A 12711-nucleotide genomic window follows, 5' to 3' on the forward strand; every position below is an offset into this window, starting at 1 on the left:
CAGGCCCGGCAAACAACATGCCTGCGATCAAAGCTGCGTCAGCGAAGCTCAGACCAGCACGGCATGAGATCGTTTTCGGCCGGCGTCGCATCGTGAACACCGCGGGCGATCGCGCGCGCCATGGTCGAAGCGGCGACCGCGCCGAGATCGATGAAATCCTCAAGCGTCGCTGTCTTGCCGCTGGCGCCGGTCGCAAGCGCGAAGATCAGGTCGCCATCGAGCGGCGTGTGCGCGGGCCAGAGCCCGCGGGAAAAACCGTCATGGGCAGCGATCGCCAGACGCTTCGCCTCCGCCTTCGTCAGTACCGCATCCGTGGCGATGACCGCGATCGTCGTGTTGACGACGGCCGCCTGGCGGTCGCGGAACTTGATGCGGATATCGGCCGCATCGGCTGGCAACGGATGAGGCAGGCCAAGCCCGCCGAATTCGCTCTCCAGCTCGAAGGGCGCGGACCAGAAATGCCCGGTCTCGCCGACGGTGGCGGATCCAAGCGCGTTGACGGCGACAAGCGCACCGATGGTGATGCCGTTCGGCAGAACCGTCGATGCCGAACCGAGACCGCCCTTCAAGGTGGCGGTCAGCGCGCCGGTGCCGGCGCCTGCCGAGCCGGTCGAAAAGGTCGTTGCGGCCCGCTGGACAGCCTCGAAACCGAGTTCGCGATAGGGCGGGAACCGCCCCCAATCCTTGTCGCCACCGTTGATCAGGTCGAACAGGATCGCCGTCGGCACGATCGGTATCCGGTGCGGTCCGACGGCAAAGCCACGGCCCATTTCCCGAAGTGCTGCCTGGGCGCCGGAGGCGGCATCGAGCCCGAAGGCCGAACCGCCGGAAAGCACGAGCGCGTCAACCGTCTGCACCGTATTGTGCGGGTCGAGCAGGTCGGTTTCCCGGGTTCCCGGCGCACCGCCCAGGACCTGGACCGCGGCCGTTGCCGGCGGGTCGCAGACGATCGCGGTGACGCCCGACTTCAGGCGATGGTCTTCGGCGTTGCCGACCGTCAGACCTGCAACATCGGTGATCAGGTTCAACGGCCCGGTGCGCATCATGGGGTGGCTCCTTCAGCGGCCGCGGGCACGAAACGGCTGCCTTGCCACTGCATCAAACGGTAGGGATTGTCGGCGCGCTCGTGCTGAGCATTGAATGCGGTGAGGCCGAGAACGGTCGGGTAGGGACCCTTGCCGGCGATCGCTTCGCTCAGCGGCTTGTCATCCTCAGCAGCCCGGTCCTTGGCCTCCTCCAGCAAGGCCATGACGGCAAATGCCGACATCACATAGCCTTCCGGCTCGATGCCGGCGGCCCGCATTTCGTCGGCGAAGGGTTTGCCTTCCGGCGATTGCGCCGCATCCGGCAGGGTCACCGCCAGCACGCCATCGGCAAGCGGCACGGTCAAGTCGGCCGCGTTCAAGGCATCGCCGCCGAGCAAGGTGAGGCTCGCGCCTTCGCCCAGCGCATCGCGGGCGATCACGGCGGTGTCCTGTCGGTCGCCGCCGGTGAAGACATGAGTGGCACCACTTTTCACCAGGCGCCGCACCAGGTTGATCTGCTGCTCCTGCGCCGGCCGGTAGGTGTCGCTGAAGACCGGCGTCATTCCGATTTCGGCGAGTGCTGCGCGCACGGCCTCGACCAGTTCCCGGCTGTGGATCGTGCCATCGTCGACGAGCGCGATCGGCTTGTCCTTCCAGCGATTGACAATCACGTCGACGATCGCCGCAGCTTCGGCATTGCCACTCGGCGCGAGGCGGAAGAGCGGCCATTTGTTCTTGAGCGCGTCTTCCATCAGGATATCGGACCGCACGCTGAGCGTGATCGCGGGCAAGCCCGCCTCGGTGAGCGCCGGAAGCGTCGCATCGAGGCTTTCCGTGCAGAGAAAGCCGACGGCTGCCTCGGCGCCTGCGGCAAGCAATGCCTTGGTCAGCGTCTCGTTACCCGCCGCGTCGCAGGTCTCGGGAATGACGACGATCTCGCTGCCGCGATCACCGGCCTTGAAGCCGGCGCCATCGATGATCTGCTTGCCGAGCGGCACGAACGGACCTTCCACCGGCGCCACGACCGCCACCTTGATGCCGGCCGCCAAAGCCGGTGTCGCCTGCGCCAGTCCGGCGAGGATAAGGCTGGTGACAATGGATCGACGCATTCACTTACTCCGCTGCCGTATGCTCCCCCCGACCGAACCGATCCGGGGCAAAATCCTACGGCCAGCCACCACAGCTTCGTCTTCCGGTGCCGCTCGCGTCAGACGCGAGGCACGGTCGTTGCCGCATGTTTTAAGGATGTGCCCCGCGGCGTCAAAGGAAAAGATGCCGTTCGTGGCGAAGAAGGTTCAATCCGCGTCACGGCCACGCCGCAGATGTGCAAGATTCTCCCTCCGGCGGGTTTCATATTTTCCGCCAGCGTCTATGTATGTGCCTGACATCGCCCGGAGAAAGATGTGTTGGAGAAGACCCGGCTGGACCCTATCAGTTATCGCGACGCGATGAGCCGCCTGGCCGGTCACGTGCAGATCATCACCGCCGCTGATGGCAGCGAGCGGCGTGGCGTCACCGTGACTGCGGCCTGCTCGGTTTCCGATAGCCCGCCGACGATACTCGTCTGCCTGAACGGCGCCAACCCGCGCAACGAGATCTTCACCCGCAGCGACAGTTTTGCGCTCAATCTGCTCGGCGACGAGCACCGTGCGCTGGCCCATGCCTTCTCCGGCCGCGACCAACTCGACATGGACCTGCGCTTTGCGCTCGGGCAGTGGAAGCGGCTTACGACCGGTGCACCGATCCTCGTCAATTCCATTGCCGCTTTCGATTGCCGCCTGGTTGAAGTGAAGACGATCGCCACGCATCTGGTGCTTTTTGGCGAGGTCGTCGATGTCGCGATAGGACCATCCCGTCCGCCGCTCATTTATGTGGACCGCGGATACCACTCGCTATAAGTTTCATGTAGCGGTCGAGTACTCATCCCGACATGAGGAGATCGCTATAATGCTTTGAATTTCCGGTGTAATCCACCGGCTTCAAAGAATCGATTCGAGCCGTGGCGGAGGAGACATGGCGACAGAGGCGACAGTGGGCCTGCCGCAGTCCATCGAGGAGACGATGGCGCTGCTCACGGCGCATGACTATCTCGCCGGCACGGCGCTCGCGACTGTGCTGTTTCTTGCGCTTAGGATGAAGCGTCCGCTCTTTCTCGAGGGCGAGGCCGGGGTCGGCAAGACCGAGATTGCCAAGGTTCTGGCAAAAGCGCTCGACCGGCCGCTGATCCGGCTGCAATGCTACGAAGGCCTCGACGTGGCATCGGCCGTCTACGAATGGAACTATCCGGCGCAGATGCTCGAAATACGCCTGTCGGAAGCGGCCGGCAAGGTCGACCGCAAGCGCATCGAGAGCGACATCTTTTCCGAACGTTTCCTGATCCGCCGCCCGGTTTTGCAGGCGATCTCTTCGAATGGAGGAAGAGCGCCGGTATTTCTGATCGACGAGCTCGACCGGACAGATGAAGCCTTCGAGGCGTTCCTGCTGGAAGTTCTGTCCGATTTCCAGGTGACCATTCCGGAACTTGGTACGATCCGGGCGGACGAACCGCCTGTTGTGATCATCACCACCAACCGCACCCGCGAGATCCATGACGCGCTGAAGCGGCGCTGCCTCTATCATTGGGTCGACTACCCCAAGGCGGCACAGGAACTGGAGATTATCCGCCGCAAGGTTCCCGGCTGCAACGCGGCCTTGTCGCGCGAAGTCATCGCCTATGTGCAGCGGCTGCGCACGATCGACCTCTTCAAGAACCCCGGCGTGGCCGAGACCATCGATTGGGCAACGGCACTGACCGAGCTCGACCGGCTGGCGCTCGATCCGGAGACGATCGCCGACACGCTCGGCACCCTGCTCAAGTATCAGGACGACATCGCCAGGATCGAAGGGGCCGAGGGCCGAAAGCTGCTCTCCGAGGTCAAGGCGGAATTGCTGGCGGCGAACTGATGGCGCGGGCGCGGGAACAGCACCGGAACAATGTTCCCCCGCCCGTCGCGGCAGGCGACGGTCGGCTTGCCGACAATATCGTCTTCTTCGCGCGGGCGCTGCGGCGCGCCGGCATCAAGATCGGGCCGGGCGCCATCGCCGACGCCATCGATGCGGTGGCGCTGATCGGGATCGGTGGGCGGGACGCGTTTTACGCCGCACTGCAATGCGTCTTCGTGAAGCGCCATGAGGACCAGCCGGTCTTCGACGAAGCGTTCCGGCTGTTCTGGCGCTCACGCGGGCTCGTCGAAAAGATGATCGCGATGATGTCACCGCTGGCGCCGGACCGCGAGAGCGAACGGCAGCAGCGCCGGCCAGGCGAGACCCGCGTCAGCGACGCGCTGCTTTCCGGACACGAGGCCGATCGGCCGCCGCGCGACGAACCCGAAATCGAAGTCGATGCACGTTTCACCGTCTCCGGTCGCGAGCTGTTGCGCCGCGCCGATTTCGCGCAGATGAGCTCTGCTGAGCTTGCCGAGGCCAAGCGCGCGCTCTCGGCACTGACGCTGCCGATGGACCGCGTCGTGACGCGACGCTTTCGTCCCTCCCGTCGCCAAGCGCGCGTTGATCCCCGCGCTACCATGCGCGACGCCATGCGCTTTGGCGGGGAACTGATCCTGCCGCGGTTTCGGGAGCGGCGTGTGGTTCATCCGCCGATCGTGGTGCTCGCCGACATCTCCGGTTCGATGAGCCAGTACACCCGCATCTTCCTGCATTTCCTGCATGCGCTGACCGAAGAGCGGCGGCGTGTCCAAACCTTCCTGTTTGGAACCCGGCTGACCAATGTCTCGCGCCAGTTGCGCAATCGCGATCCGGATGCGGCGATCGACGACTGCGTGGCTGCGGTCAAGGATTGGTCCGGCGGCACGCGCATCGGCGAGACCCTGCATGAATTCAACCGCCGCTGGTCGCGGCGCGTGCTCGGGCAGGGCGCGATCGTGCTCCTGATCACCGACGGGCTGGAGCGCGACGACGTCGCCGACCTGGAAATCGAAATCGACCGGCTGCACCGATCCTGCCGGCGGCTGATCTGGCTCAATCCGCTGCTGCGCTTCGACGGCTTCCAGGCTCGGGCCCGTGGTGTCAGGGCGATGCTGCCGCATGTTGACGAATTCCGGGCCGTGCACAATCTTGAATCAATTGGGGAACTGGTGAAGGCGCTTTCCGGGCAGGGCTCCCGGCAGGCTGACCCGCGACGGTTCCTGGGGTCACGGTGACCGGTCCGGTGGGAGGAGGTGGCAACATGCTGGAAGCTGCAAATGTTCTCGATCCGCTCGACATCGCCGAGGCCTGGCTGAAGGAAGGACGCCAGGTGGCGATCGCAACCGTGATCGAGACCTGGGGTTCGGCGCCACGGCCGGTCGGCAGCCATCTGGTTATCGACGACAACGGCAATTTTCAGGGCTCGGTTTCCGGCGGCTGCGTCGAGGGCGCGGTCATTACAGAAGCGTCCGACGTGATCGCTTCCGGTGCCGCGAAAATACTCGACTTCGGCGTCGCGGATGAGACCGCCTGGCGCGTCGGGCTTTCCTGCGGCGGCAGGATTCGGGTCCTCGTGGAACGGGTCGACGGCTGACGATGGAACGGGCAATCCTCAAAACACTCAATCTCGCGCGCGCGGCCCGGCGCGCGGCCGTCACGATCAGCGATCTTACCGGTGGAGTCCGCGTCCATGTCGAGGGTGACGATTGTCCCGAGCCTTGGCGCCTTGCCGTCACAAGCGCCCTGCAGTCCGGCAGAGCCGGCATCGTCGAGACGGAGCAGGGCGCCTTTTTCCTCAATGCCTACTTGCCGCCGCCGCGGATCCTCGTCATCGGCGCCGTGCATCTCTCGCAGGCGCTCGCCAGGATGGCCCCCGTTGCCGGCTTCGACATGACGATCATCGATCCACGCACCGCCTTCGCAACGCCGGAGCGCTTCGCCGACGTCGAGCTCATCGCCGAATGGCCGGAGGATGCCCTGAAAGAGAGGCCGTTCGACCGCTTCACAGCACTTGTCGCCGTCACCCATGATCCGAAGATCGACGACGGTCCGATCCGCGCCGCCCTTGCAGCCGGCTGCTTCTATGTCGGCGCGCTCGGCAGCCGGAAAACCCATGCGACGCGAGCCGAGCGGTTGCGGCAGGCGGGTGTTTCCGATGCCGAGATAGCCCGCATCCGTGCACCGATCGGCCTCGACATCGGCGCGGCGAGCCCGGCGGAAATTGCCGTCGCAATCCTCGCCGAGATCATCGAGGCGCTTCGACGCCGCGACACCGCCCAAAGCCGGGGAGCGATCGTGTGAGGTTCGGCTCCGTCAAGACCAGCGAAGCGGAAGGTGCCATTCTGGCGCATGCGGTCAAGGTGGATGAAACCCGGTTGCCAAAGGGCCACCGGCTTTCGCCCGCCGATATCGCCGCTTTGATCGCCTGCGGCGCGCCGGAGGTCGTCGTTGCACGTCTCGACCCCGGCGATCTCATGGAGGACGAGGCCGCAACGCAGATCGCAGCGGCGATCGCACCCGATCACCTGCGCTTCTCCCCGGCAGCAACCGGACGGGTGAATGTCTATTCGCGGGTCGCCGGCCTCTTCGTCGCCACACGCGAAACCGTCGGCCGATTGAACCGCATCGACCCGGCGATCACGCTTGCCTGTCTTGCCGACCATGTGGCGGTGCAGCCCGGCGACATGGTCGCGACGATCAAGATCATTCCGCTTGCGGTGGCCGGTCAGTTCGTCGAGGACGCGCAGACGCTGCTCCAGAGCCATACCGCCTTCGAAGTCAAACCCTTTGCCGCACGGCGTGCAGCGCTGATAGCAACTCAGTTGCCGACCTTGAAGCCGCAGGTGATGGATAAGACCAAAACGATCCTGGCGGCCCGCCTCAGGCAATCGGGAAGCGAGCTTCTGAGCGAGCGGCGCGTCGCCCACACGGAAAGCGCGGTCGCGGCGGCAATCGACGATTTACGCGCAGACCATGACCTGCTGGTCGTCTTCGGCGCTTCCGCCGTCGCCGATCCGAACGATGTCATTCCGGCTGCGATCCGGCGGGCAGGCGGCGCCGTCGACCACGTCGGCATGCCCGTCGACCCCGGCAATCTTCTCGTTCTCGGTCGCATCGGCGAAACCCCCGTCATCGGCGCGCCCGGCTGCGCGCGCAGCCCACGCGAGAACGGCTTCGACTGGATTCTCGATCGCATCCTTGCCGGTGAATGGCCGAGCTTCGACGACATTACCGGCCTCGGCGTCGGCGGCTTGCTGAGCGAAATTCCAACCCGCCCGCAGCCACGTGAACCGGCAACGCAGTTGCAGTCCGAAGCGGTCGCGGTCGTCGTTCTTGCCGCCGGCCAGGCGAGCCGGATGGGCGCGAAAGGCGGGCACAAGCTTCTCGCGACCTTCGATGGAGTGCCGCTCGTGCGCCGCAGCGTCGAAGCGGCACTCGCGGCCGCGCCGGGCAAGGTCAGCGTCGTAACCGGTCATCGCGAAGCCGACATCCGCGGGGCGCTGGAAGGGCTTCCGGTGACGTTCGTCTCCAACCCCGACTACAGTTCGGGCATGGCGTCGTCCCTGACGGCGGGGCTTTCGGCAATCGGCGGGCGCGCGGCCGGCATGCTGGTGATGCTCGCGGACATGCCCGGCATTACCGGCGACGACCTCAGCCGGCTCATCGAGCGTTTTGTTGCCGAAGGCGGCCGCTCGATCGTCCGCGCCACCGCCGGCGGCCAGCGCGGCAATCCCGTCGTCCTGCCGCGGCAGACGTTTTCGGCGATCAGGCAACTGGTTGGTGACGTTGGCGCAAGGCACATCATCGAAAAGAGCGGCCTGTCGGTCATCGATGTCGAACTGGGAGCTCAAGCGCGCCTCGACCTCGACACGCCGGAGCAGATCGTCGCCGCCGGCGGAACCCTGGAGAAATAGCGTGGACAATGTCGCCATCGAGGAAATGTTCGAAACGCTCGGGCCGGTCACGATCAAGCGGATGTTCGGCGGCAAGGGCATCTATTGCCAGGGCGTGATCTTCGCGCTCGAGGTTGACGGCGAAATCCTGCTGAAGGGCGACGAACAGACTGCGCCGGAGTTCGAAGCGGCGGGATCGAGGCAATGGGCCTATGACGGCAAGGGCAAGCCGGTGAAGATGCCCTATTGGAGCATTCCGGAAGATGCCTTCGACGACCCCGACGAAATGGCGCGCTGGGTACGGCTCGCCTATGAGGCGGCGCTACGTTCAAGAAAATAGGCCGGACCTGCCAATGCAGTCCGGTCGGTCGAGCGAAGTGATCGCAAGTGCGTGGGGGCAACAGGCCTAGCGAGGTGTGTTTGAGGCGCGGTTACGCCGCGACGCTCTGCCCCTGTTTGCGCAACGCTTCGGCGGCATCGGCCGTGAACCGTGACAGCGGCTGGGGCAGGGCGTCGAGATCGAACCAGCCGAATTCGGACAATTTCTCCGGTTCGGTCAGCTGAGGTTCGCCTGAGAAATCCCGGGTGACGTAGATCATCGAGATCCAGTGCTGGCGATCGGCGTCGATCACCTGTTCGCTGAGGCAGAGGAATTCGGTCGAGCCAATCTTGAGGCCGGATTCTTCTTCGGCCTCGCGGCAGGCCGCCGCCTGCGAACGCTCCATGTGGTCGACCTTGCCGCCGACGATATTCCAATGCCCGGCCTCGGGCGCATTGACGCGCCTGTAGAGCAGGATCTTGCCGTCGCGCACGATGACAAGTCCGCAGCCAAAGCCCGGAAAATCGATTCCCGGCAGACCCATGGTCGCTATCAGGCCTTGCCGGCAATCAGCATGAAGGCAGGGATTTCGTCGCCGAAGCCGACAGGCGTCGGGCCATCGTCATAGTCGCGGCGGTGACGGTTGCGGCGGTCGCGATTGTCGTCGTTGGCCGGATTCGATGCGCGCACCGGGCGATCGCCGCGGTTGTTCTGTGCCTGCTTGTTGTCTGCGCTGCGTGCCGGTTTCACCGATTCCGCCCTTTCCACGACTGTTTCAATTTCGGCCTCACTATCGGCGCGCACGGTATCGGATTTATGATCGGAACGACCCCTCGAGCCGCGATCCCCATCTTTTTTCCGGTCCTTGCGGCCATCACGACCGCGCTCGCGGCGGCCGGTGTCGTGGCTTTCCATCGGCTCGGGCAGATTGGAAAGGTCGCCGTTCAGCCATTCGACCTTCTGGCCGATCAGCTTCTCGATGGCGTCGGAGAATTTCGTGTCGCGCTTGGTCACCAGCGTGAAGGAAGCGCCCGAACGGCCGGCACGACCGGTGCGGCCGATGCGGTGGACGTAGTCTTCCGCATGGATCGGAACGTCGAAGTTGAAGACGTGGCTGACATCGGGGATATCGAGGCCGCGCGCGGCAACGTCGGAAGCGACGAGAAGCTTGATGTTGCCGTCCTTGAAGTTCGCCAGCATCGTCATGCGCGAGCGCTGATCCATGTCGCCATGCAGCGCACCGACGGAGAAGCCGTGACGGTCGAGCGAGCGGAAGAGATCGGCGACGTCCTTCTTGCGGTTGCAGAAGATGATCGCGTTCTTGAGCTCGTCCTGGGCGCGAATCAGATCGCGCAGCACCGCGCGCTTTTCGTAGTCCTTGGCATGCGCTGCAACGAAGCGCTGCGTCACCGTCTGCGCCGTCGAGGCGGGACGGGCGACTTCGACGCGCTCCGGGTTCTGCAGGAAGCGATCGGCAAGCTTCTGGATTTCCGGCGGCATGGTCGCCGAAAAGAACAGCGTCTGGCGCGTGAACGGGATCAGCTTGGCGATGCGCTCGATATCGGGAATGAAGCCCATGTCGAGCATGCGGTCGGCTTCGTCGATGACGAGGATCTCGACGCCGCTCATCAGCAGCTTGCCGCGCTCGAAATGGTCGAGCAGACGGCCGGGCGTGCAGATCAGCACGTCGGCGCCGCGCTCGAGCTTGCGGTCCTGCTCGTCGAAGGACACGCCGCCGATCAGAAGCGCGATGTTGAGTTTGTGGTTCTTGCCGTACTTGTCGAAGTTCTCTGCGACCTGCGCGGCGAGTTCGCGCGTCGGCTCCAGGATAAGGGTGCGCGGCATGCGAGCGCGGGCGCGACCCTTTTCGAGCAGCGTCAGCATCGGCAGCACGAACGAGGCCGTCTTGCCCGTACCCGTCTGGGCGATGCCCAGGATGTCACGACGCTGCAGCGCCGGCGGGATGGCGCCAGTCTGGATCGGGGTCGGGATTGTGTAGCCCGCATCGGTGACAGCGGAGAGAACTTTTTGGCTCAGGCCAAGGTCAGCAAAATTGGTCAAAGGGAAATCTGTTTCCGTTCCGGTTCAATAGAACACTGATCGATCGATGGAAAACGCACGAGCACGTGGCCGCGCTCTTAAGCTGAACGCCGCTGAAAGTCAAGAAATCCAGCACGTTGAAGCAGTAAAAGGTAAATAGTGGCGAATCTGTCGCATTTCTTGTCAAGCTGAACCGAGCGTCGGCATCAGTTCATGAAGCTTGCAAGCTTGCTGCTCGCGTCCAGAAACCGCATGGGGTCAACGGCCCCGCCGTTCAGCCGGATTTCATAGTGCAGGTGCGGTCCGGTGGAGCGCCCCGTATTGCCGGACTTGGCGATGACTTCGCCAGCCTTCACCTGGTCGCCGGCCTTCACCAAGACGGTGGACAGGTGGGCGTAGCGGGTGGAGACGCCATTGCCGTGGTCGACCTCGACCATGTTTCCGTAGCCCCCGGTCAACCCAGCATTGGTAACCGTGCCGGGCGCTGCCGAGCGGATGCGCGTGCCGACCGTTGCGCGAAAATCGATGCCCGCATGGAGCGCCAGACGGCCGAGAAACGGATCAAGCCGGTTGCCGAAATCGCTGGTTATGTCGCTCGCCGGCGAGGGGTTGCCGAACGGAAGCTTGCGCACCTGCGCGCGCGTGCGGTCGAGCTCCATGAGCGCGGTATCGAGCGCAGCAAGCGAGCGGCCGAAATCGTCATCGCCGGCAGGCTCGACGAACGGACCGCCAATCGCCGTATCGGCCGAGGCGGGTGTTTCGCTAACGGGGATCATTTCAGCGACGTCGTCTTCGGGCAGATCGACGCCGGTGCGCCCGACGATCGAGCGAATCGCATCCGACGTCTTGGCGGCACCGTCCGTCAGTTGCTGGACCCGTGCCATCTGCTCGCGCTCCACATCCTTCAGCGAAAGCGTGACCTTGGAGAAAATCCGGTCGGCGCGGTCTGAGCTTGATTCGCCGGCATTGGGCGCGGCATAGGCGAGGGCGGGGACGGTCGCAGCGCTGACCGGCGCCGCGCTCAGCCCCATCAGCTTTTCGATCGCCTTGACGCTGCCGCTTGCATCGGCGCGCTTATCATAGGCAAGCGGTTCGACGGCGGCAGGCCCGTCGGTTGCGGTCGTTACGCCGGAATTCTCCGCCCGCTCGACCAGGGCGCCGAGCTTGCCGTTGCGCGATGTCAGCGCCATCTGCTGGCGCAACAGCTTCTCGACCTTTTCCTCGACCACCTGCTGGTCGAGCAATTGCCGGCTGGTGACCCGGTCGACCTGTGCCCGCAGCGCCGTGATCCGATCCTCGTATTCATGCTGCATGCGGGCCTGGCGGGCAATCGTACCGCCGATGAGGTCGTCGCGCAGAACCAGATAGGATGTGGCGGCAAGATAGCCGATGCTGCAGACGCCGGCGAAGGAGACGGCGAGTGCCGCCATCCAGGGACGCACGGTCATGTGCCGGACCTTGTCGCCGCTGGCGAGGATCAGAACATGATTCTGTTTGCATTTTCCAAAGGCACGATTTGCCTGATGTCCAGACACCCGTTCTCTCCCGCCATGTGCGCGTTGCCTCGCATCACCTGCGGATCATTACACTTCGTTAGGGTTAACAATCGGTAAGGATCATTGCGGGAAGGTGATTTCGGCCTAGCGGTTGGTCGACGCGGTCATCGATCGGTAGAACGAAGGCGTCAGGCCGGCTTCCGCCCGGGCGATATCGTTGAACGGCGCCTTCAGAGGGCCGCGGAAATTGGCGCGCACCAGCGCCTGGAAGGTCGCCGCCGGATCCTTCTTTTCGCGTGCGCAAAGAAAACGGAACCATTTTGCGCCGACGGCGACATGGCCCTTTTCGTCCTCGTAGATGACATCGAGCACGGCCGCGCTCTCGAAGTCGCCGGTTTCGCGCATCTTGGCCTGAAGCCCCGGCGTCACGTCCAGGCCGCGTGCTTCGAGAATGAGGGGCACGACGGCAAGCCGCGCCGTCAGGTCGTTGCGGGTGTCGTGCGCCGCCTGCCAGAGGCCGTCGTGGGCGGGCAGATCGCCGTAGTCAGCGCCGAGATCGTTCAGACGCTGGCGGACCATACGGAAATGCTTGGCCTCCTCGAAGGCGACCCGCATCCAGCCGTCGAAGAAGGAATTGGGCACCGGTTCGGTTGCAAAGCGGGCGACGATATCGAGGGCGAGATCGACGGCGTTCAGTTCGATATGGGCGATGGAGTGCAGAAGCGCGATGCGGCCCTTGAGCGATCCGAGTGACCGGCGCTTGACCTGCGTCGGCGGCGTCAGCACCGGCTTGTCGGGCCGGCCGGGACGCACCGGCACCGGCCGGTCGAGCGGCGAGCGCAGCGACAGCGTGCGGCGCTGCCAGCGCCGTGCGGTTTCCTGCGCGAGCGCGGTCTTGACCTCCAGATCCGCGGCGCGGATCGCCTCGACGGCACCGCCCCGCAGGCTATGAAACACGGGCGACTCGGTCATCG

At 64.7% G+C, this 12711-nt stretch carries 12 protein-coding genes and 1 pseudogene; 7 read left to right on the forward strand and 6 right to left on the reverse strand.

Going from position 1 to position 12711, the window contains the following annotated elements; genetic code table 11:
• Positions 1–38: 38 nt before the first annotated feature.
• Complete coding sequence (locus XB14_RS08305) at positions 39–1046, reverse strand: P1 family peptidase (protein ID WP_077961145.1); 1008 nt, start codon at positions 1044–1046, stop codon at positions 39–41.
• Positions 1043–2134 carry a branched-chain amino acid ABC transporter substrate-binding protein gene (locus tag XB14_RS08310; RefSeq protein ID WP_077961146.1) on the reverse strand — a complete coding sequence of 364 codons (1092 nt, stop codon included), beginning with the start codon at positions 2132–2134 and terminating at the stop codon, positions 1043–1045. Before XB14_RS08310 ends, XB14_RS08305 begins: the two co-directional genes overlap by 4 nt.
• Before the next feature lie 262 nt (positions 2135–2396).
• On the opposite strand from XB14_RS08310, the pseudogene XB14_RS08315 reads away from it, so the two are divergent.
• The 7 genes and pseudogenes from XB14_RS08315 to XB14_RS08345 all read left to right on the forward strand — a co-directional run bounded on the left by XB14_RS08315 (position 2397) and on the right by XB14_RS08345 (position 8222).
• A pseudogene (locus tag XB14_RS08315) lies at positions 2397–2923 on the forward strand (flavin reductase family protein).
• Between the two features lie 115 nt (positions 2924–3038).
• Positions 3039–3968 (forward strand): AAA family ATPase, encoded by a 930-nt coding sequence (locus tag XB14_RS08320; protein ID WP_077961147.1) that lies wholly within the window; start codon positions 3039–3041, stop codon positions 3966–3968.
• Positions 3968–5224: a vWA domain-containing protein gene (locus tag XB14_RS08325; RefSeq protein WP_077961148.1), complete on the forward strand. Its 1257-nt coding sequence runs from the start codon at positions 3968–3970 to the stop codon at positions 5222–5224. Before XB14_RS08320 ends, XB14_RS08325 begins: the two co-directional genes overlap by 1 nt.
• A 26-nt stretch (positions 5225–5250) precedes the next feature.
• The gene (locus tag XB14_RS08330) at positions 5251–5583 is read left to right on the forward strand and encodes an XdhC family protein (protein WP_077961149.1); all 333 of its coding nucleotides are present in this window, start codon (positions 5251–5253) and stop codon (positions 5581–5583) included.
• A gap of 2 nt (positions 5584–5585) precedes the next feature.
• Positions 5586–6290 (forward strand): XdhC family protein, encoded by a 705-nt coding sequence (locus XB14_RS08335; RefSeq protein WP_077961150.1) that lies wholly within the window; start codon positions 5586–5588, stop codon positions 6288–6290.
• Positions 6287–7903, forward strand: a complete 1617-nt coding sequence (locus XB14_RS08340; protein ID WP_077961151.1) for an NTP transferase domain-containing protein — start codon at positions 6287–6289, stop codon at positions 7901–7903. The genes XB14_RS08335 and XB14_RS08340 overlap by 4 nt, the downstream gene beginning before the upstream one ends.
• 1 nt (position 7904) lies before the next feature.
• Positions 7905–8222 carry a TfoX/Sxy family protein gene (locus XB14_RS08345; protein ID WP_077961152.1) on the forward strand — a complete coding sequence of 106 codons (318 nt, stop codon included), beginning with the start codon at positions 7905–7907 and terminating at the stop codon, positions 8220–8222.
• Between the two features lie 91 nt (positions 8223–8313).
• Here XB14_RS08345 and XB14_RS08350 read toward each other — a convergent pair whose 3' ends face one another.
• The 4 genes from XB14_RS08350 to XB14_RS08365 form a co-directional block, all read right to left on the reverse strand.
• Positions 8314–8745 (reverse strand): NUDIX domain-containing protein, encoded by a 432-nt coding sequence (locus tag XB14_RS08350; protein WP_077961153.1) that lies wholly within the window; start codon positions 8743–8745, stop codon positions 8314–8316.
• A gap of 8 nt (positions 8746–8753) precedes the next feature.
• Complete coding sequence (locus XB14_RS08355; protein WP_077961154.1) at positions 8754–10262, reverse strand: DEAD/DEAH box helicase; 1509 nt, start codon at positions 10260–10262, stop codon at positions 8754–8756.
• A gap of 185 nt (positions 10263–10447) precedes the next feature.
• Positions 10448–11776 (reverse strand): M23 family metallopeptidase, encoded by a 1329-nt coding sequence (locus XB14_RS08360; RefSeq protein WP_327325864.1) that lies wholly within the window; start codon positions 11774–11776, stop codon positions 10448–10450.
• Between the two features lie 105 nt (positions 11777–11881).
• On the reverse strand, positions 11882–12709 hold the full coding sequence (locus XB14_RS08365) for a ferritin-like domain-containing protein (protein ID WP_077961155.1): 828 nt from the start codon (positions 12707–12709) through the stop codon (positions 11882–11884).
• Positions 12710–12711 lie beyond the last annotated feature (2 nt).

Source organism: Ensifer adhaerens, from assembly GCF_002007205.1.
Classification (GTDB): Bacteria; Pseudomonadota; Alphaproteobacteria; order Rhizobiales; family Rhizobiaceae; genus Ensifer; species Ensifer adhaerens_D.

Bases quoted from the DNA above. Each gene is read 5' to 3' on its own strand.
- XB14_RS08305 (WP_077961145.1), bottom strand. From the start codon at position 1,046: ATGATGCGCACCGGGCCGTTGAACCTGATCACCGATGTTGCAGGTCTG.
- XB14_RS08310 (WP_077961146.1), bottom strand. From the start codon at position 2,134: ATGCGTCGATCCATTGTCACCAGCCTTATCCTCGCCGGACTGGCGCAG.
- XB14_RS08320 (WP_077961147.1), top strand. From the start codon at position 3,039: ATGGCGACAGAGGCGACAGTGGGCCTGCCGCAGTCCATCGAGGAGACG.
- XB14_RS08325 (WP_077961148.1), top strand. From the start codon at position 3,968: ATGGCGCGGGCGCGGGAACAGCACCGGAACAATGTTCCCCCGCCCGTC.
- XB14_RS08330 (WP_077961149.1), top strand. From the start codon at position 5,251: ATGCTGGAAGCTGCAAATGTTCTCGATCCGCTCGACATCGCCGAGGCC.
- XB14_RS08335 (WP_077961150.1), top strand. From the start codon at position 5,586: ATGGAACGGGCAATCCTCAAAACACTCAATCTCGCGCGCGCGGCCCGG.
- XB14_RS08350 (WP_077961153.1), bottom strand. From the start codon at position 8,745: ATGGGTCTGCCGGGAATCGATTTTCCGGGCTTTGGCTGCGGACTTGTC.
- XB14_RS08365 (WP_077961155.1), bottom strand. From the start codon at position 12,709: ATGACCGAGTCGCCCGTGTTTCATAGCCTGCGGGGCGGTGCCGTCGAG.